We start from the raw sequence: 17767 nt of genomic DNA on the forward strand, positions 1-17767 counted from the left end.
CCCGGCGGGAAGGAGCTCCTGCGCATGCCGTGGTGGTGGGCCCGGCCCACCGCCTCGGGGCGAGCCGGCGGCTCACATCATGTCTTCGATCTCCGCGGCGATGGGGTCGGCGTCCGTGCCGATGACGACCTGGATCGCGGTGCCCATCTTGACGACGCCGTGGGCGCCGGCGGCCTTGAGGGCGGCATCGTTCACGAGGGAGGCGTCGTGGACCTCGGTGCGCAGGCGCGTGATGCAGCCTTCGACCTCTTCGATGTTGTCGAGGCCGCCGAGTCCGGCGACGATCTTCTCAGCCTTGCTGGCCATGGCACTCTCCCTGTTTTCCCTGATCCAAGCCGCTTTGTCGCAGCAACCCACAGTTGGTCCCGCTTTGCGAGCGGCCCTGTCGTACCTACCGGATGATGACGTTCCCGACGGCGGAACCGTACGCGGAACAGCTTGCAGGACTGTCCGCGACTGGTCTACACCACCGGGCGAGCGGTCGCCAAATAAGCGCGAGCACCCTGTTCCAGGCCGGCGATGGACGGTGATGGACGGCGTCCTGTCCGGTTCGGCACCCCTGGCCGGATTCCGCCCGGTGCGGCGAATTCCGCTTGCCCCGGCCGCCGGGCGGCGCGGTAGTCGTAGAGGTTCGGCCGCACACGATGTGCGGCAACGCCGTACGACGACTTGGAAGTTGATGACCATGACCACGGCCTCCACCCCGGCCTCCGCCGAGGGCCGGCAGCCCTCCGAGGGCCGGGCCGACGGCGAGGAGCCGCCTCCGTCCTGCCGCGATCTGATCGGCGTCCTCGCCCAGACCGATCGGCGCGACGCCTTCGCGGCCCTCGCGCTCGGTGCGACCTCCGTGGCGCAGGTGGCGGAGCGGGCGGGGCTGCGCCCGGCCGCCGCGGCCGCCGCCCTGCGGAAGCTCGTCGACGGGCGGATCGCCGCGTACGACGCCGAAGCCCGCGCCTACCGGCTGATCGACGACACGTTCCGGCTGGCCGTCCAGGCGGAGGCCAGGATCTCCGGACGGGGCGGCGGCGACGGCGCGGGGGCCTACTTCCGCAAGGGGCGGCTGACCTCGATCCCCGGCAAGGCGGAGGTCCGCAGCCGGGTGCTCGCCGTCGTGGCCGACTCCTTCGAGGCCGGTGTCACCTACTCCGAGGCCAAGGTCAACGCGATCTGCGGCCAGTGGTTCGACGACTGGGTGACCCTGCGCCGGGCCCTGGTGGACGAGGAGTTGCTGCGCCGCGACGAGTCGGGCACGCGGTACACACGCGCATGACCGCCCGGCCGCGCCCAGCACCTCGGCCCGGTCGCCCGACACACGGGTACCCCCGGTAACTCTCCCAACGATCACCGGACGTTCCTGGAACGCTCACCGGCCGCTCACCGACCGCTCCGCGAGCCGTCCGGAAGCCGGGGAGGAATCGAGGGTTCCTGTTCCCTTCCCCATCTGCTACAACAGGTCTACACCACTGAGTGGTGTAGACCACCACCCGATGGAGGAAGTCTATGAGCACCGCCACCGCGCCCTCGGCGGCACCTGCGAAGAAGTGGGGATCAGGCCTGATGCAGGGCCTGCAGAAGGTCGGCCGCAGCCTGCAGCTGCCCATCGCCGTGCTGCCGGCCGCCGGCCTGCTGGTCCGGCTCGGCCAGCCTGATGTGTTCGGGGCCGATGGCCTCGGCTGGGACAAGGTCGCCGCGGTCTTCGACAAGGCGGGCGGCGCCATCACCGGCAACCTCGCGATGCTCTTCTGCATCGGCGTCGCGATCGGCTTCGCCAAGAAGGCCGACGGTTCGACCGCCCTCGCCGCGCTGGTGGGCTTCCTGGTCTACAGCAAGGTGCTCGAAGCCTTCCCGGTGACCGAGGCCGAGATCACCAAGGGCGCGGACGTCGCCGCGACGTACAACAACCCCGGTGTCCTCGGCGGCATCGTCATGGGTCTGCTCTCGGCGGTCCTGTGGCAGCGGTACCACCGCAAGAAGCTGGCGGACTGGCTCGGCTTCTTCAACGGCCGCCGCCTGGTGCCGATCATCATGGCCTTCGTCGGCGTCGCGGTCGGTGTCTTCTTCGGGCTGGCCTGGGAGCCGATCGGTGAGGCCATCGGCAGTTTCGGCGAGTGGATGACCGGCCTCGGTTCGCTCGGCGCGGCCCTCTTCGGTGCGATCAACCGGGCGCTCATCCCGATCGGCATGCACCAGTTCGTCAACACGGTGGCGTGGTTCCAGCTCGGTGAGTTCAAGGACGCCTCCGGCGTGGTCTCGCACGGCGACCTGAGCCGCTTCATGGCCGGTGACCCGAGCGCCGGAATGTTCATGTCCGGCTTCTTCCCGATCATGATGTTCGGTCTGCCGGCCGCGGCACTGGCCATCGCGCACACCGCCCGCCCCGAACGCCGCAAGGTCGTGACGGGCATGATGATCTCGCTCGCCCTGACGTCCTTCGTGACGGGTGTGACCGAGCCGATCGAGTTCTCGTTCCTGTTCATCGCCCCGCTCCTCTACGTGATCCACGCGCTGCTGACCGCGCTCTCCATGGCCATCACCTGGGGGCTGGGCGTCCATGCCGGCTTCAACTTCTCCGCCGGCTTGATCGACTACGGCCTGAACTGGAACCTGGCCACCAAACCCTGGCTGATCATCCCCATCGGCCTGGTGTTCGGCGCGATCTACTACTTCCTCTTCCGCTTCGCCATCGTCAGGTTCAACCTCCCGACCCCGGGCCGCGAGCCCGAGGAGGAGGTGGAGGACCTCACCAAGGCGTGAGCCGGCACCAAACGACGTCGGGCCCCCGGAGCATGCGGCTCCGGGGGCCCTCTTCGTACGTACGGGCTCAGATCTCGTACGACATCCGGGGCACCGCCAGCTCCACCGGGCCGTCGTACACCTCGCGGGCGTCGACCAGGTTGATCTGCGGGTCGGTCCACGGCGGGATGTGCGTGAGGACGAGGCGGCGGGCGCTCGCCCGGGCGGCCGTCTCCCCGGCCTCGCGGCCGTTGAGGTGGAGGTCCGGGATGTTCTCCTTGCCGTGGGTGAAGGCGGCCTCGCACAGGAACAGGTCGGCGTCGCGGGCCAGTTCGTCCAGGGTGTCGGTGACGCCGGTGTCCCCGGAGTACGTCAGAACCCGGCCACCGTGCTCGATGCGGATGCCGTACGCCTCGACGGGGTGGGCGACCCGCTCGGTGTGGACGGTGAAGGGGCCGATGTCGAACGTGCTCGGCTTGACCGTGTGGAAGTCGAAGACCTCGCTCATGGAGGAGGCGGACGGGGTGTCGGCGTAGGCCGTGGTCAGACGCTGCTCGGTGCCCTCCGGACCGTAGACCGGAATGGGATCGCAGCGGCCGCCGTCGTGGCGGTAGTAGCGTGCGACGAAGTACGCGCACATGTCGATGCAGTGGTCGGCGTGCAGATGGCTGAGGAAGATCGCGTCGAGGTCGTAGAGACCGCAGTGGCGCTGCAGCTCGCCGAGGGCACCGTTGCCCATGTCGAGAAGCAGCCGGAAGCCGTCGGCCTCTACGAGGTAGCTCGAACAGGCCGATTCCGCGGACGGGAACGACCCCGAGCAGCCGACGACGGTGAGCTTCATGAGAGCTGGAACCTCCGCGCTGGCGTGAAGTCGTGACAGTCGTGTCAGTCGAGACATGCAGACGGGTTGCGGATTGCAGTTGGCTGGGTTGCGAAGGACGGACGTGGGTGCAACAAGGGTTTGTGCGGTCCGTTGAGCGTAAGGCGCAAAAGGGTGGGTCGCTCCTCCGCCAGGGGCCGTTGTGGGCGAACTCACCTGTGGTGTCACCGGTTCGGCTGGTGGTGGGGCCCGTTGGGGCGCGCGTGAGCCGGGGTGAGGCGGTACCGAAGAGCGCGGGAGCGTGCGACAGGGCGGGCGTGGCGTGGTGTGCGCCGGTACCGTCGGGGCTATGGACACGTCCTGGTGGTTGGCGCTCGCGGCGGTGGTGTTGCTGGCGCTGCTCGCGACAGTCGTCGACGGGTGGGGGCGGTCGCGACGGCCGCCGAGGCGATCGGAGCGGCCCGGTGGGCGGACGCGGCCGCCGGGGCGCCCCGAGCGTGCGCGCGGGCCCGTGCCGCGGCCCCGGCCGTCCGAGATCTGGTGGGCCAGCGTGCCCTTCGAGGACGGGCCCGGAGGCAAGGACCGCCCCTGTCTCGTCCTGGCCGTCCGTGGGGATCGCGCCCGCGTGGCCAAGATCACCAGTCGGTACCACGACGAGCGGGCCGGTGTGATTCCCCTGCCGCCGGGCACGGTCGGCGATGCCCGCGGCCGTCCCAGCTTTCTGGAGACGGGGGAGCTGCGTGAGGTGCCGGTGGGGGACTTCCGGAGGAAGGCGGGGGTGGTCGACCCGATCCTTTGGGACCAGGTCCGCCACCTGTCGAACTGACGGCCGCCTGTCGGGGGAACTGCGGCTGTCGAACCCCCGAGCTACTGGACGCCAAGGGGTCGAAAGGGCCCGGCCCCTACGCCCAGAGCTGGCCCTGCAGTGTCTCGATGGCCTCTTCTGTCGTCGCCGCCGTGTAGACGCCCGTCGAGAGGTATTTCCAGCCGCCGTCGGCCACGACGAAGACGATGTCGGCGGACTCGCCGGCCTTCACCGCCTTGTTGCCCACACCGATCGCCGCGTGGAGGGCGGCGCCGGTGGAGACACCGGCGAAGATGCCCTCCTGCTGCAGCAGCTCGCGGGTGCGGGTCACCGCGTCGGCGGAGCCCACGGAGAAGCGGGTGGTGAGGACGGACGCGTCGTAGAGCTCGGGAACGAACCCCTCGTCGAGGTTGCGGAGGCCGTAGACGAGGTCGTCGTAGCGTGGCTCGGCGGCGACGATCTTGACGTCCGGCTTCTGTTCGCGCAGGAAGCGGCCCACGCCCATCAGGGTGCCGGTGGTGCCGAGACCCGCCACGAAGTGGGTGATGGACGGGAGGTCCGCCAGGATCTCCGGACCGGTCGTCGCGTAGTGGGCGCCCGCGTTGTCGGGGTTCCCGTACTGGTAGAGCATCACCCAGTCGGGATGCTCGGCGGAGAGCTCCTTCGCCACCCGCACGGCCGTGTTGGAGCCGCCGGCCGCCGGCGAGGAGATGATCTCGGCGCCCCACATGCCGAGCAGGGCGCGCCGCTCCTGGGAGGTGTTCTCGGGCATGACGCACACCATGCGGTAGCCCTTGAGCTTCGCCGCCATGGCGAGGGAGATGCCCGTGTTGCCCGAGGTGGGCTCCAGAATCGTGCAGCCGGGCGTCAGACGGCCGTCCTTCTCCGCCTGTTCGATCATGTGCAGAGCGGGGCGGTCCTTGACCGAACCCGTCGGGTTGCGGTCCTCCAGCTTCGCCCAGATGCGGACGTCGGCGGACGGCGAGAGCCGCGGCAGGCGCACCAGAGGGGTGTTGCCCACCGCGGCCAGCGGGGAGTCGTATCGCATACGGGATCAGCGGCCGATCGGATCGGAGGCGGAGGACTGGGGACGGATCAGACCATGCCGCCGGCCACCGCCGGCAGGATGGTCACGTTGTCGCCGTCGGACAGCTTCGTGTTGATGCCGTCCAGGAAGCGGACGTCCTCGTCGTTGAGGTACACGTTGACGAAGCGGCGCAGCTCACCGCCGTCCACGATGCGTGCGTGGATGCCGGTGTGACGGCTCTCGAGGTCGGTGAACAGCTCGGCGAGGGTGGCACCGGCTCCCTCCACCGCCTTCTGACCGTCGGTGTACTGGCGGAGGATGGTGGGGATGCGGACCTCGATGGCCATGGTGTGCGGCTCCTGTCGGGAGTAGTCGGTCGGTGGGCGCGCGGCAGCGCGGACGTGCGTGGTCACACAGGTGGCGGCGCCGCGGCTCGCAGCCGTACGGCGGCAGGGGTCGGCGTCAACAGATGGCGCTGGCAAGCCTGCACAGGTCGACGTGCAGCCGCGCCACGAGCAGTGCGCCCGGCGTCTTCTCGCTCACGTCGTCAAGAACCATGCGCTCATCGTATCGATTCCCGGTCCGGGTCCCGGAATGTGATCCCACATGCCGGACGGATTCGGGCCGGGGAGTGAGACCGCGCACCTCAGCGACATGGTTCGGGCGGGCCACCACGGGACGTTCAGGCCGACTTCCGTACGACCAGCCGCGTGGGCGTGACCACCGAGGACAGCGGTCTCACCTCCGCATCCCCCCTCTCCTGCGTACGGCTGAACAGCAGCCGTGCCATGAGCCGCCCCATCCCCTCGATGTCCTGGTGGACGGTGGTCAGCGGCGGGTCGGTGTGCTCGGCGATGGGCGCGAGGTCGTCGAAGCCGACGACGGCCACGTCGTCCGGCACCCGGCGCCCGCGCTCGCGCAGCACCTGGAGCGCGCCGGAGGCCATGAGGTCGGAGGCGACGAAGACGGCGTCCAGGTCGGGGCACCGGTCGAGGAGCGCGGCCATGGCGTCGACGCCGCCCTGCCGGGTGTAGTCGGCGGGTTCGACGAGCTCGGGCGAGGCGTCGAGCAGGACGTCCCGGTAGCCGCCCAGGCGGTCGACCGCCGACGCCTCCTGGTCGCACGGCCCGGTGATCGTCGCGATGCGTTCCCGGCCGAGCGAGACCAGATGGCCGACGGCCTGGCGGGCCCCGCCCCGGTTGTCGGCGTCGACGTACACGCAGTCGCGTACGGGCTCGCCCTCGCGGACCAGGGGCCGGCCGCCGAAGACGGCGGGCAGGCCGAGCCGGTCGATCATGCCGGGCAGCGGGTCGTCGGCGCGCAGGGAGAAGAGCAGGGCGCCGTCGACATGGCCGCCGCCCAGGAAGTCGCCGACGCGCGGGTACTCCTCGGGCTCCTCCAGGAAGAGGAGGACGGGCTGGGCGCCGTGGGCCACCAGCTCCTTGCGGATGCCCCGGAGGTGGAGGTCGAAGAAGGGGTCGATGAAGAGGCGGTTCTGCGGCTGGCTCGCCACGACGGCGATGGCGTTGTTGCGGCGGGTGACCAGCTGCCGGGCGGCGGAGTTCGGCACATAGCCCAGTTCGGCGATCACTTCCCGGACGCGCTCGACGACCTCCCCGCGCACCTTGTCCTCGCCGTTGATCACCCGCGACACGGTGGACTTCGACACTCCCGAGCCGCGTGCGACGTCGTCGAGCGTGGGGCGCCGGCTGTGCGGTCGTCGCGTCTGATGTGTCAACACCGTCTCCGTCGCGGGCAGTTGTGTGCGTGCGCGTGCGTACGACCACCGTAACCGCGAATTCCGCTCACCGACGGGTCAGTACACATCCGCACGCGTCGGTACGCCTCCGCACGGGTCAGTACGCCTCCACGATCTTCACCTCCTCCTCGGTCACCTCGCCCTCGACGATCCGGTACGAGCGGAACTGGAAGTCGCCGAGTCCGTCGGTGTCCGCGGTCGAGACGAGGACGTAGTGGGCGCCCGGCTCGTTGGCGTAGGAGATGTCGGTGCGGGAGGGGTAGGCCTCGGTGGCCGTGTGGGAGTGGTAGATGACCACCGGCTCCTCGTCGCGGTCGTCCATCTCGCGGTAGAGCTTGAGCAGGTCGCCCGAGTCGAACTCGTAGAACGTGGGCGACATGGCCGCGTTCAGCATCGGGATGAAGCGCTCGGGGCGGTCCGAACCCGCCGGTCCCGCGACGACGCCGCACGCCTCGTCGGGGTGGTCCTTGCGCGCGTGGGTGACGATCTGGTCGACGAGGGCCTGGGTGATGGTCAGCATGCTCGTCAGGATAAGCAGAAGGGCTGTTCCGTACCGGGGGGTGGTACGGAACAGCCCACATGCTGGAACCGTCGAGGTCAGCCGACCTTCTCGAACTCCGACTCGCCGCGTTCGGTGACCTCCGGGTTGCGGGACTTCAGCACGGCCCAGCCGATGCCGAGGGCCGCCGCCCAGCCGGCCATGACGTAGAGGCTGACGCGGGCCTCGTGGTCGTAGGCGATGAGGCAGGTGACGAAGAGCAGGAACACGATGGCGATCCAGCTGCCCACCGAGCCGCCCGGCGCCGGGAAGGAGGAGGCGGGCAGCCGGCCCGCGTCGACCGCGCGGCGGTAGCGGACGTGGCTGATCAGGATCATCAGCCAGGTCCAGATACCGGCACCGGTGGCGACGGAGACGACGTAGCCGAAGGCCTTCTCCGGGACGATGTAGTTCAGGACCACGCCGATGCCCATGAAGAGCACGGACACGGAGATGGCGAAGGCCGGCGTCTTGGTGACGGACAGCTTGTTGAAGGCCTTGGGGGCCTCACCGCTGTCGGCCAGGGTGCGCAGCATGCGGCCCGTGGAGTACATGCCGGAGTTGCAGGAGGACAGGGCCGCGGTCAGGACCACGAAGTTGACGATCGCGGCGCCCGCCGGGATGCCGATCTTCGCGAAGGCCGCGACGAAGGGGCTGACCCCGGGCGCGAACTCGGTCCACTTCACCACGCACAGGATCACGGTGAGGGCACCGACGTAGAACAGACCGATGCGCCAGGGCAGGGTGTTGATCGCCTTGGGGAGGGTCTTCTCCGGGTTCTCGGACTCACCGGCCGTGACACCGACCAGTTCGACGGCGAGGTACGCGAACATGACGCCCTGCAGGGTCATCAGGGACGAGCCGATGCCCTTGGGGAAGAAGCCGTCGAAGGCCCAGAGGTTCGACACCGCTGCCGTGTCACCGGCGGCGCTGAAGCCGAAGGTGAGGACGCCGAGGCCGATCACGATCATGCCGATGAGGGCGGTGACCTTGATCATCGAGAACCAGAACTCGATCTCGCCGAACAGCTTCACCGAGATCAGGTTCGCCACGAACAGGACGACCAGGAAGACCAGGGCCGTCACCCACTGCGGGACGGATGGGAACCAGTAGTTGATGTAGATCGCGGCGGCGGTCAGTTCCGCCATGCCGGTGACGACCCACAGCAGCCAGTACGTCCAGCCGGTGAAATAACCGAAGAACGGGCCGAGGAACTCCCGGGAGTACTCCGCGAAGGAGCCCGAGACGGGGCGGTAGAGCAGCAGCTCACCGAGCGCCCGCATGATGAAGAAGATGATGACGCCGGCCACGGCGTACATCAGGATGAGGCTGGGTCCCGCCTTGGCGATGTTCGCCCCGGCGTTGAGGAAGAGGCCGACGCCGATGGCGCCGCCGATCGCGATCATCTGGACCTGACGGCTGCCGAGCCCGCGCTCGTACCCCTCTTCGGGTGCGTCGCCGCGCACGGCTTCGTCGTCGTTCTTGTTGACCTGAGCGGAGGTCATGTGTGGTGCGCCTTTCTCCACGCCGTGCCGATCCGGGCCGTTCGTCGACCCCGGATCGGGTTCCGATCCCCCCGGATGTGATGGAGCTGAGCGGGCTCTCTCAAGCCCGCTCGTGCCTGGTCGGCGATGGCCGACTCGGTGGCGCACCCGACGGGACAAGGGTGGTGTCCGCCGGGCGATCGTGAAGATCTATCACGGCCGCAATCTTGATCGACTGGGCGTTTTGTGGCGCACAACACAAGGAGAAGCGGACAAAGAACACCCGCGAGGGCATCCCTCGCGGGCGCGGTGACGCGATCGTTATCCGGATTTGAGTGTCCTCTGAGCGAACGCGAAGCGTCCGTGGAGCGAACATGGAGCGAACGTGCGGCCAAAGTGGAGGGGCCGGAAAGAGGCCGGAAGGGAACTCCGAATTCCGGCCTCAGAGCCTCAGGTCTCAGGGCATCAGGCCCAGCGCATCAGGCTCCAGAGCATCAGACCTCAGAGCATGAGCGTCGTGACGAGCGAGTCCTGGAGGCCGCCCAGCCACAGATAGGCCATCACCATCGGCTTGCGCGGGTCCTCGTCCGGGAGGCGGTAGAGGAGGTCGCTGTCCTCCTCGTCGACGATGTCGAGCCGGGAGCCGATGGCGAGGCGCAGATCGTTGAGGCAGCCGAGCCACTGACGGGAGTCGTCCGCCGACAGTTTCAGTACGGCCCCGCCCTCACCGGCCGCCGCCAGCGCGTCCAGGGAGTGGATCACCGCGAGGGCGTTGTCGCGCTTGCCGGCCCGCAGATCGTTCTCGGTGAAGCGGCGGAACTCCGAGGAGTACGCCTGCTGCTCCTCCGCCTCCCGGGCCGTCGGCGTGCCCTCGGGATCACTGTAGGCGTCCGGGAACAGCCGGAGCAGCACGGGATCCTTGGGCGGCTCACTCGGCCCCTCGGCGAAGAGTTCGGCGAGCGGGTCGTCGCCGGCGTCCTCCGCGGGGCCCGGGCCGATCAGCTCCAGAAGCTGCACCGCCAGCGAGCGGATGATGGAGATCTCGACCTCGTCGAGCGCGACGGCCGCGCCGCCGCCGGGGAGCGATTCGAATTGTCCTGGCATCAGGTGCGTCGCTACTTCCGGTCCTGCTGGAGGGTGGCCCACAGACCGTAGCCGTGCATGGCCTGTACGTCGCGTTCCATCTCCTCGCGTGTTCCGCTGGAGACGACCGCGCGGCCCTTGTGGTGGACGTCGAGCATGAGTTTGGTGGCCTTGTCCTTCGAGTACCCGAAGTACGACTGGAAGACATACGTCACATAGCTCATGAGGTTGACCGGATCGTTGTGGACGATCGTCAGCCACGGTACGTCGGGCTCGGGTACAGCGAAGACCTCCTCCGCCGACTCGGTCTTCTCGATCTCGATGGGTGCGGCTGCCGTCACACGGCCCATGCTGCCACCACAGGGGGGCGGACGCACAAACGGGCCTCCGCCACCAGGCCTCGGGAGAAACCATCATCCGGAAATCGTCAGACTGACGAGATGGGAGTACGATCCTTGCCATGAACACAGCGGACCTGGGTTTGCCGGTCGACGTCCCTTCGACCGCGCTCTTCACGGACCACTACGAACTCACGATGCTGCAGGCCGCGTTGAAGGCGGGTACGGCCGAGCGGCGTTCGGTGTTCGAGGTCTTCACACGGCGACTGCCGGAGGGACGACGGTACGGCGTGGTCGCCGGCACCGGGCGGGTGCTGGACGCGGTGGAGAACTTCCGGTTCGACCCGGGCGTCCTCGGCTTCCTGCGCGAGCGCTCCGTGGTCAACGCGGAGACCCTCGACTGGCTCGCCGGCTACCGCTTCAGCGGGGACGTGTGGGGCTACCAGGAGGGCGAGGTGTACTTCCCGGGCTCGCCGATCATGCGGGTCGAGGGCACCTTCGCGGAGTGCGTCCTCCTGGAGACCGTGATCCTCTCCATCCTCAACCACGACTCGGCGATCGCGGCCGCCGCCTCCCGGATGTCGAGCGCCGCCGGGGAGCGCCCGCTGATCGAGATGGGTGCCCGGCGCACGCACGAGCTGGCCGCCGTGGCCGCCTCGCGCGCCGCGTACGTCGGCGGCTTCACCTCCACCTCGGACCTGGCCGCCGGCTTCCGCTACGGCATCCCGACGGTCGGCACCAGCGCCCACGCCTTCACCCTGCTCCACGACCGCGAGCGGGACGCCTTCCAGGCCCAGGTGGACTCCCTCGGCCGGAACACCACGCTGCTCGTCGACACGTACGACGTCGCCGAGGCCGTACGGACCGCCGTGGAGATCGCCGGGCCCGAACTCGGCGCCGTGCGCATCGACTCCGGTGATCTGCTCCTCGTCGCCCACCGGGTGCGGCAGCAGCTGGACGAGCTGGGCGCGAGCGACACGCGGATCATCGTGACCTCGGACCTCGACGAGTACGCCATCGCCTCGATGGCCGCGGCCCCCGTGGACGCGTACGGCGTCGGAACGCAGCTGGTGACCGGCTCCGGCCATCCCACCTGCTCGATGGTCTACAAACTCGTCGCCCGCGCGGAGTCGGCGGACCCCACGGATCCGCTCGTCCCCGTGGCGAAGAAGTCCAGCGGCGGGAAGACGTCCATCGGGGGCCGCAAGTGGGCGGCCCGGCGGCTGGACGAGCACGGCGTCGCGGAGGCCGAGGTCGTCGGCACCGGGCCCGTCCCCGAGGAACTCCAGGAACGGCAGCTCCTGGTCCAGCTGATCAGGGACGGCCAGGTCCTCTCCCGTGAGTCCCTGGACGTCGTACGCGAACGGCATGTGGCCGCCCGTGCCAACCTGCCGCTGTCCGCTACACAGCTGTCGCGTGGGGAGGCCGTCATTCCGACGGAGTACGTCTGAGGCCGCGCAAGTACGTGGGGGATGCCGGCCGGGGGTGGTGGGGGCACGCTGAGGGTGGACGTGCCCCGCTGCGAGCCGCGCAGCGCCCGCGCGTCCGGCCCGTGCTCCGGTCCGCGCCCCGGGCAAGCGCCGGATGCCCCCTCCCGAACAGCTCTCGAAGTCTCTAGGCTCGGAAGTTCGTAGTTTCGAAGTCCAGCGTTTCGCGGCACAGCAGATCGGCCGGCCCGCACGACCACGCCATGACCGCGCCCCAGCACCCGTCCCAGACCTCACCTCACCCTCATCCTCGAAGGACACCGACACCATGCGCCGCGCCTTGATCGTCGTTGACGTGCAGAACGACTTCTGCGAGGGGGGCAGCCTCGCGGTGGCCGGCGGTGCCGATGTGGCCGCCGCCATCACCGAGCTGATCGGCCAGGCGGCCGGCCCCGGGTACCAGCATGTGGTGGCCACGCGCGACCACCACATCGCGCCGGGCGGCCACTTCGCCGACAATCCCGACTATGTCCACTCCTGGCCCGCCCACTGCGTCGCCGGCACGGAAGGGGTCGGCTTCCACCCGAACTTCGCCCCCGTGATCGCCTCCGGCGCGGTCGACGCCGTCTTCGACAAGGGGGCGTACGCCGCGGCCTACAGCGGTTTCGAGGGCGCCGACGAGAACGGCGTCTCCCTCGCCGACTGGCTCCGCGCCCGCGACATCACCGAGATCGACGTCGTGGGCATCGCGACCGACCACTGCGTACGGGCCACCGCCCTGGACGCCGCGAGGGAGGGCTTCCGGACCCAGGTCCTCCTGGACCTGACCGCCGGGGTGGCCGAGGAAACCACCGAGCGGGCGCTGGAAGAGCTACGAGAGGCAGGCGTGGAACTCTCGGGCAAGCCGGTGGTCTAGCCCCGAGTCACGCCCCGCAGCCGGCCCCGCGGCTCACACCCGTACCGTCGGCCGCCGAAGCAGCGCTCTGATCGGGTGCCACAGCTCAGGGGTCGTCGAGGCCGGGCAGGCGGGTGAGGTGCGCCATATGAGGCCGTCCGGGTGGTGGAGGACCGCGGTGATCTCGTCCGGGGTCGGGGGCGCCGCGTTGCCGCGGAGGTAGATCGCGCGCATGCCCAGGTTGCGGAGCCGGGTGAGGGCGCGGGCACGGTTCGCGGCCAGGACGAGGACCCGTACGGCCCCGTCGCCGGGCACGGCCCCCGCCGGAACGCCGACCATGGCCCCGGCAGGCGCGCCGAAACCGGCCCCGGACAGGGTGGCCGGAGCAGGGGTCGGCACGGCGGGCAGGCACTCCGCCGCGGGCCAGGGTACGGCCCCGGCAGCCCCGGCAGCGGACGCGGACGCGGACAGGGTCCCGACGCCGACCCCGGCCGATGCCCCGGCGACGGCCCCGGGCAGAGCCCCGACCGCAGCCTCGGGCAATGCCCCGACCGCAGCCTCGGGCAGAACCCCGACGGTCCCGGGCAGCCCCCCGGAAACACCTCCGGAAACACCCCCAGCGGCATCCCCCGGCAGGGCCCCGGATGTGCCTCCGGGCCTGGGCCTGGGCAGCGCGTTCCCCCCGCCCCTCGCCGTCGCTCCCGGCAGGTTCAGCGCGACGACGACATTGCCGTCCGGCAGTTTGCAGAAACCTCCTGCGGCCATGCAGGTCACACCCCCGTGCGCGTCAGTGTCAATAAGAAGGCCACACCCCGCACCTAAACACGTCCGGCCGCGACCCGCCAAGGGGGTCGCGGCCGGACATGCTCTGACCTGCGGAAATGCTGGCTACTTCACTGCGGGGCCCACCTGGACCGAGATCGTGGAGCCGTCCTTGGCCTCCTTGACGATCTTGATCTTGGTGTTGGTGTCAGTGATCTTGACACCGGCGAGGGGGGTCGCCTCGTCGTAGTACGTGTGTGTGTGGTCGTTGAAGGTGGACACACCCTTCGACGACGGGATCTTCGTCAGCACGTCCGCCTTGTGCAGCTTCAGACCGTCCGTGCGGTACAGGCTGAACGGCGAGTCGTAGGACTGGATCCGGCTGCGCATCACCGTGCCGTCGGCCCACTTCAGCGCCGCCGGGTGCGAGTCGACCGGCAGCAACAGACCCGTTCCCGGGTGGACGCTGGTGTTGTTGTCCGCCTGCGAGGTGTCCCACTTCCAGATCAACAGACCGTTCTGGTAGGGGAAGTGCTCCACCCAGGCCGGACGCGTGGCCGAGAAGCCGAAGTTGTACGGGCCGACCTTCAGGGTCTTGTCGTACGACACGTACTGACGGTTCTCGGCGATGTAGTACTGGGCGTAGTCGTCCGTGATCGCCGCCCCCACGCGGGAGAAGCCCTTCGCGGTCCAGGCCGCGTCCGCGCTCTCCGCGTCGTCCGAGAAGAGGACGGAGCCGTCGGCGGTCACCGCGATCGAGTCGGCCGTGAAGCCCTTCGGGGCCACGCCGCCGTCCGTCTGGTAGCGGAAGCGGAGGTCGAACTTCTGGCCCGCGTAGGCGTCCAGGGAGTACGACAGCTTCTTGTACGCGGCGGAGGAACCGGTCAGCGCCGGCTTGCCGCTGGCGTCGCGCGGGATCGCCGCGCCGTCCACCGTGCCGTCGATCGACGTCCAGTTGGCGCCGCCGTCGGTCGACACCTCCGTGTAGAGGTAGTCGTACTCGGCCTCGATGTCGTACCAGCCGTCGAGGGTGAGCGCGGCCGAGGACCTGCCCGTGAGGTCCACGGAACGGGTCAGCGTGTTGGAGAGGTTGTCACCGCTGCCGCTCCACCACTGAGTGGAGCCCTGCGCCGGCTCGACGATCTCGGTGGTGACCGTCTTCTTCGGCAGCTCGACCACGAGGGCCTGCTTGTCCTTGGTGTTGTACTCCGCGACCCCCAGCTTGTGCTTCGACTTCGTCGCGGCCTTCGCCGTGTCGTAGTCGAGCCAGCCGAGCTGGAGCTTGTCCCAGGCGGTCATGTCGCCGGGCAGGTCACCGATGGCTTCCTTGCCGGTGCCGAGCCAGGAACCGGAGGACATCAGGGTCCAGAAACCGGTGGAGTTGTCGCCGCCCTGGGTGTCGTAGTGGTCCGGCAGACCGAGGTCGTGGCCGTACTCGTGGGCGAAGACACCGAGTCCGCCGTTCTCCGGCTGGATGGTGTAGTCGCCGACCCAGATGCCGGTGTCACCGATCTTGGCGCCGCCGAGCTTGTTGCCGTCGGGGCCCGTCGCGCCCGCGTCGGTGCCGAACGCGTACCAGCGGTGCGCCCAGATGGCGTCCTCGCCCTGCGCGCCGCCGCCCGCCGACTCGTCCTCACCGGCGTGCACGATCTGGAAGTGGTCGATGTAGCCGTCGGACTCGTTGAAGTCGCCGTCGCCGTCGAAGTCGTAGCGGTCCCACTGGTCGAACTCGGCCACGTCCGCCTTGATCTCGGCGTCGGTGCGCCCCGCTGCCTTCTGCTGGGCGACCCAGGACGTGAGACCGTCGCTGACCGCGTTCCACACGCTGGAGCAGGTGGACTGGCCGCAGGCGTTGTTGCCGTAGCGCGCCTCGTTGTAGGGGACCTTGACCCAGTCCGAGACCTCGCCCTCGATCGAGTAGCGGCCCGAGGACTGCTTCTCGTAGTACGTCTTCATCGAGGCGGTGCCGTCGCCGAAGTACAGGTCCTGGAAGTGCTCCTGGTCGTAGTCCGCCTGCCAGGCCGTGGAGTTGTCCTGGGTGCGGTCGGGCTCGGCTATCTCGTTGTGCGCCGGGCCGGCGGTGCCGCCGTAGCGGCTGTCGATCTGGTCGCCGAACTCGACCAGGATCGTGAAGATCTTGTCGGTCTTCTCACGGCCGAGCTCGACGTACTTGCTCTTGCCCTTCTTGCTCTTCAGCTGCACGACCTGCGAGCCGTCACGGTTCTTGACCGTGGCGTCGCCGGATATGACCTGCTGCAGGGCCTCCTCGCGCTGGGCCTCCTGAGTCTTGCTCAGGGGGCCGTCGAGGTCGTGGTCGGCGTGCTCGTGGCCCGCCGGGTCGTGCCGGTCCACAGCCGCCGCGGGCGTGCCCCCGGCGGCCTGCGCCACCGTGAGGCCCGACAACGTCGCGGCCGCCGTGGCGACCGCGACGCCGATCGCGGCCGCTCTGAACGTCCAGGGTCTACTGGTCACTTGAGGTCCTCCCCCGCGCCCGTTCGCGCGGAAGGGGATGGCCCCGGTCGTGGAGGGTCCGCGCGCGGTATACGCGTGTAGTCAAGTGACGCCATTCGACCGGAGTTTCGAAATAAAAAATAGATCTTGACTTGGACAGGTCAAGTGCACTATCGGTGTCCACAGGAAGCGCTTGTTCGTTATCCGGACGTTACGTGTATCACCCCCGCACCCCCGCGCATCCCCCGCACCCCTCGACCCGGCGCGCATATGCCTCCTGTCGCCGGACGCCGTGAATCCGTGCGCCCCCTGTGCACCCGGCACCGTGTGTCAGGTCACGCTTACCTGTCGTTCCACTCGGGCACCCTGGCGAATAGAGTCGATTGGCGGAGCGCCGGAAGTCGGCGGAAGCCAAGCCGACGGCACTGCTTCACCTTTGATTCGTATCCGTAACCCTCCCCTCATCGTGAGAGGCACGGGGAGACCCACCCGAGGACACGATAGCCATGCCTCGTCCGACGACCGCACAGCTCGCCTACGGCTCCTGCACCGTGATCTTGTCCACCCTCGCCATGCTGCTGCTGTCACAGACGAGTTCGGGCGTGGGCATCACGGTGATCGCCCTTTCCGCCCTCGCCCTCGGCCTGCTCGTCGCACTGACCGTGCCGCTGCCCAAGCCCGCGACCAGGACCGTCGCGCGCTCCACGACATCCACCGCCGCCCCGGCCCCGGCTGCCGTGGAGTTGGAAGCGGTACGGGAGCCGGTGCACGAACCGACGGGTTCCTGAACCGGCACTCGGTGACAGCTTGCTGAAACGCTTCGGCGGGCCGTGGATCATGGATCCCGGACCCGCCGTTGTCGTGTCGCGCCGTCTCGTCTCGTCTCGTCTCGCCCTCCCCCGGTCGAGCCGGCTCTCTCCGGTCAACCGGTGCTGACCACCACCGTCTTGGCCGCCTTGTCGTGCAGACCCTGTTTGTAGGGCTTGTCGAAGAAGCTCCAGCCGCCCGCGATAGCGGTCCAGATGCAGGCGCAGCAGAAAGCGAAGGGGATCCACAGCACTGCCGCGCGCGTCAGCGCGGTCTGCGTGGAGGGCGTGGAGCCGTCGTTGAGGTTCGCCACCCGCAGCTTCATCAACCGCTTGCCGAGGGTCCGGCCGTTCTTGACGGTGAAGTAGGTGTCGTACCCGATGTAGAGGATCGCGGCGAGCGCCTCCTGCGCCAGGGACTTGCCGAACTCGAAGTCGCCCGAGTCCACGGTGTACTGACTGATCCTGAACGCCCACGCCAGCAGCCCCACCACGATCCCCACGAGGATCATGTCGATGATGCGCGCGAGCACCCGCTTCCCGCTGTCGGCGAGCGGCGGCATGCCCGAGAGCGGGTCATTGGGGTACGGCCCGCCGCCATAGGGGTCACCGCCGTAGGGACCACCGCCGAAGGGCGGCGGCTGGCTCCCGTACGGCGGTTGCGGGCCGTCGCCGTACGGCGGTTCCCGGGGCGGGGGGTCGTACGGGGAGCCGCCGCCCTGGTGCGGCGGGGGCTGCTTCTTCCTGAACGGGTCGTCGTCCGGGGACTGACCGGATCCGAAGGGCGGCGGTTCGGTACTCATGGCCCGAGTCGACCGCGAACCCCCCGGCCCCGCATC

19 protein-coding genes are annotated in these 17767 nt (G+C 69.2%); 6 read left to right on the plus strand and 13 right to left on the minus strand.

The genetic code is table 11. The features are described from left to right. Positions 1-72: 72 nt before the first annotated feature. Positions 73-306, minus strand: a complete 234-nt coding sequence (locus tag JIX55_RS20430) for a PTS glucose/sucrose transporter subunit IIB (protein WP_257564745.1) — start codon at positions 304-306, stop codon at positions 73-75. 379 nt (positions 307-685) lie between these two features. Here JIX55_RS20430 and JIX55_RS20435 point away from each other — a divergent pair, with 379 nt between their 5' ends. Both JIX55_RS20435 and JIX55_RS20440 read left to right on the plus strand, forming a co-directional pair. Beyond that, positions 686-1270: a DUF2087 domain-containing protein gene (locus tag JIX55_RS20435; RefSeq protein ID WP_257564746.1), complete on the plus strand. Its 585-nt coding sequence runs from the start codon at positions 686-688 to the stop codon at positions 1268-1270. 230 nt (positions 1271-1500) lie between these two features. Further along, positions 1501-2754, plus strand: a complete 1254-nt coding sequence (locus JIX55_RS20440) for a PTS transporter subunit EIIC (RefSeq protein WP_257564747.1) — start codon at positions 1501-1503, stop codon at positions 2752-2754. Between the two features lie 67 nt (positions 2755-2821). On the opposite strand, the gene JIX55_RS20445 is transcribed toward JIX55_RS20440, so the two are convergent. Continuing rightward, a complete protein-coding gene (locus tag JIX55_RS20445; RefSeq protein WP_257564748.1) occupies positions 2822-3574 on the minus strand; it encodes an MBL fold metallo-hydrolase in 753 nt (250 codons plus the stop codon). 328 nt (positions 3575-3902) lie between these two features. On the opposite strand from JIX55_RS20445, the gene JIX55_RS20450 reads away from it, so the two are divergent. Further along, a complete protein-coding gene (locus tag JIX55_RS20450) occupies positions 3903-4379 on the plus strand; it encodes a type II toxin-antitoxin system PemK/MazF family toxin (protein WP_257564749.1) in 477 nt (158 codons plus the stop codon). 76 nt (positions 4380-4455) lie between these two features. On the opposite strand, the gene JIX55_RS20455 is transcribed toward JIX55_RS20450, so the two are convergent. The 8 genes from JIX55_RS20455 to clpS form a co-directional block, all read right to left on the minus strand. Further along, complete coding sequence (locus tag JIX55_RS20455) at positions 4456-5406, minus strand: PLP-dependent cysteine synthase family protein (protein ID WP_257564750.1); 951 nt, start codon at positions 5404-5406, stop codon at positions 4456-4458. Between the two features lie 47 nt (positions 5407-5453). Continuing rightward, positions 5454-5732, minus strand: coding sequence for a MoaD/ThiS family protein (locus tag JIX55_RS20460; RefSeq protein ID WP_257564751.1), 279 nt, complete (start codon positions 5730-5732; stop codon positions 5454-5456). Positions 5733-5847: 115 nt separating this feature from the next. Beyond that, positions 5848-5943, minus strand: coding sequence for a putative leader peptide (locus tag JIX55_RS51165; RefSeq protein ID WP_309474684.1), 96 nt, complete (start codon positions 5941-5943; stop codon positions 5848-5850). A gap of 124 nt (positions 5944-6067) precedes the next feature. Continuing rightward, positions 6068-7123 (minus strand): LacI family DNA-binding transcriptional regulator, encoded by a 1056-nt coding sequence (locus JIX55_RS20465; protein ID WP_257564752.1) that lies wholly within the window; start codon positions 7121-7123, stop codon positions 6068-6070. Positions 7124-7241: 118 nt separating this feature from the next. Then, positions 7242-7664, minus strand: a complete 423-nt coding sequence (locus JIX55_RS20470; RefSeq protein WP_257564753.1) for a M67 family metallopeptidase — start codon at positions 7662-7664, stop codon at positions 7242-7244. Between the two features lie 77 nt (positions 7665-7741). After that, positions 7742-9187 (minus strand): amino acid permease, encoded by a 1446-nt coding sequence (locus JIX55_RS20475; RefSeq protein ID WP_257564754.1) that lies wholly within the window; start codon positions 9185-9187, stop codon positions 7742-7744. A 480-nt stretch (positions 9188-9667) separates the two neighbouring features. Beyond that, complete coding sequence (locus tag JIX55_RS20480; RefSeq protein ID WP_257564755.1) at positions 9668-10270, minus strand: DUF2017 domain-containing protein; 603 nt, start codon at positions 10268-10270, stop codon at positions 9668-9670. An 11-nt stretch (positions 10271-10281) separates the two neighbouring features. Continuing rightward, entirely contained in the window at positions 10282-10599 is a 318-nt protein-coding gene (gene clpS, locus JIX55_RS20485; protein WP_257564756.1) for an ATP-dependent Clp protease adapter ClpS, read from the minus strand. A gap of 110 nt (positions 10600-10709) precedes the next feature. Here clpS and JIX55_RS20490 point away from each other — a divergent pair, with 110 nt between their 5' ends. Continuing rightward, positions 10710-12038: a nicotinate phosphoribosyltransferase gene (locus tag JIX55_RS20490; protein WP_257564757.1), complete on the plus strand. Its 1329-nt coding sequence runs from the start codon at positions 10710-10712 to the stop codon at positions 12036-12038. Positions 12039-12342: 304 nt separating this feature from the next. Further along, positions 12343-12930, plus strand: a complete 588-nt coding sequence (locus JIX55_RS20495; protein WP_257564758.1) for an isochorismatase family protein — start codon at positions 12343-12345, stop codon at positions 12928-12930. 33 nt (positions 12931-12963) lie between these two features. Here the strand turns inward: JIX55_RS20495 and JIX55_RS20500 are convergent, their stop codons facing one another. Both JIX55_RS20500 and JIX55_RS20505 read right to left on the minus strand, forming a co-directional pair. Beyond that, positions 12964-13248 carry a hypothetical protein gene (locus tag JIX55_RS20500; protein ID WP_257569406.1) on the minus strand — a complete coding sequence of 95 codons (285 nt, stop codon included), beginning with the start codon at positions 13246-13248 and terminating at the stop codon, positions 12964-12966. Between the two features lie 549 nt (positions 13249-13797). Beyond that, the gene (locus JIX55_RS20505) at positions 13798-16143 is read right to left on the minus strand and encodes an immune inhibitor A (protein WP_257564759.1); all 2346 of its coding nucleotides are present in this window, start codon (positions 16141-16143) and stop codon (positions 13798-13800) included. Between the two features lie 485 nt (positions 16144-16628). Between JIX55_RS20505 and JIX55_RS20510 the strand changes: the two genes are divergently transcribed. Then, a complete protein-coding gene (locus tag JIX55_RS20510) occupies positions 16629-16910 on the plus strand; it encodes a hypothetical protein (protein WP_257564760.1) in 282 nt (93 codons plus the stop codon). A 134-nt stretch (positions 16911-17044) separates the two neighbouring features. On the opposite strand, the gene JIX55_RS20515 is transcribed toward JIX55_RS20510, so the two are convergent. After that, entirely contained in the window at positions 17045-17731 is a 687-nt protein-coding gene (locus tag JIX55_RS20515) for an RDD family protein (RefSeq protein WP_257564761.1), read from the minus strand. Between the last annotated feature and the right edge of the window lie 36 nt (positions 17732-17767).

The sequence above is a fragment of the Streptomyces sp. DSM 40750 genome (assembly GCF_024612035.1).
Classification (GTDB): Bacteria; Actinomycetota; Actinomycetes; order Streptomycetales; family Streptomycetaceae; genus Streptomyces.

Coding starts and splice junctions, on each gene's coding strand:
- JIX55_RS20430 (WP_257564745.1), bottom strand. CDS start 306: ATGGCCAGCAAGGCTGAGAAGATCGTCGCCGGACTCGGCGGCCTCGAC.
- JIX55_RS20435 (WP_257564746.1), top strand. CDS start 686: ATGACCACGGCCTCCACCCCGGCCTCCGCCGAGGGCCGGCAGCCCTCC.
- JIX55_RS20440 (WP_257564747.1), top strand. CDS start 1,501: ATGAGCACCGCCACCGCGCCCTCGGCGGCACCTGCGAAGAAGTGGGGA.
- JIX55_RS20445 (WP_257564748.1), bottom strand. CDS start 3,574: ATGAAGCTCACCGTCGTCGGCTGCTCGGGGTCGTTCCCGTCCGCGGAA.
- JIX55_RS20450 (WP_257564749.1), top strand. CDS start 3,903: ATGGACACGTCCTGGTGGTTGGCGCTCGCGGCGGTGGTGTTGCTGGCG.
- JIX55_RS20455 (WP_257564750.1), bottom strand. CDS start 5,406: ATGCGATACGACTCCCCGCTGGCCGCGGTGGGCAACACCCCTCTGGTG.
- JIX55_RS20460 (WP_257564751.1), bottom strand. CDS start 5,732: ATGGCCATCGAGGTCCGCATCCCCACCATCCTCCGCCAGTACACCGAC.
- JIX55_RS51165 (WP_309474684.1), bottom strand. CDS start 5,943: ATGGTTCTTGACGACGTGAGCGAGAAGACGCCGGGCGCACTGCTCGTG.
- JIX55_RS20470 (WP_257564753.1), bottom strand. CDS start 7,664: ATGCTGACCATCACCCAGGCCCTCGTCGACCAGATCGTCACCCACGCG.
- JIX55_RS20475 (WP_257564754.1), bottom strand. CDS start 9,187: ATGACCTCCGCTCAGGTCAACAAGAACGACGACGAAGCCGTGCGCGGC.
- JIX55_RS20480 (WP_257564755.1), bottom strand. CDS start 10,270: ATGCCAGGACAATTCGAATCGCTCCCCGGCGGCGGCGCGGCCGTCGCG.
- clpS (WP_257564756.1), bottom strand. CDS start 10,599: ATGGGCCGTGTGACGGCAGCCGCACCCATCGAGATCGAGAAGACCGAG.
- JIX55_RS20490 (WP_257564757.1), top strand. CDS start 10,710: ATGAACACAGCGGACCTGGGTTTGCCGGTCGACGTCCCTTCGACCGCG.
- JIX55_RS20495 (WP_257564758.1), top strand. CDS start 12,343: ATGCGCCGCGCCTTGATCGTCGTTGACGTGCAGAACGACTTCTGCGAG.
- JIX55_RS20500 (WP_257569406.1), bottom strand. CDS start 13,248: ATGGTCGGCGTTCCGGCGGGGGCCGTGCCCGGCGACGGGGCCGTACGG.
- JIX55_RS20510 (WP_257564760.1), top strand. CDS start 16,629: ATGCCTCGTCCGACGACCGCACAGCTCGCCTACGGCTCCTGCACCGTG.
- JIX55_RS20515 (WP_257564761.1), bottom strand. CDS start 17,731: ATGAGTACCGAACCGCCGCCCTTCGGATCCGGTCAGTCCCCGGACGAC.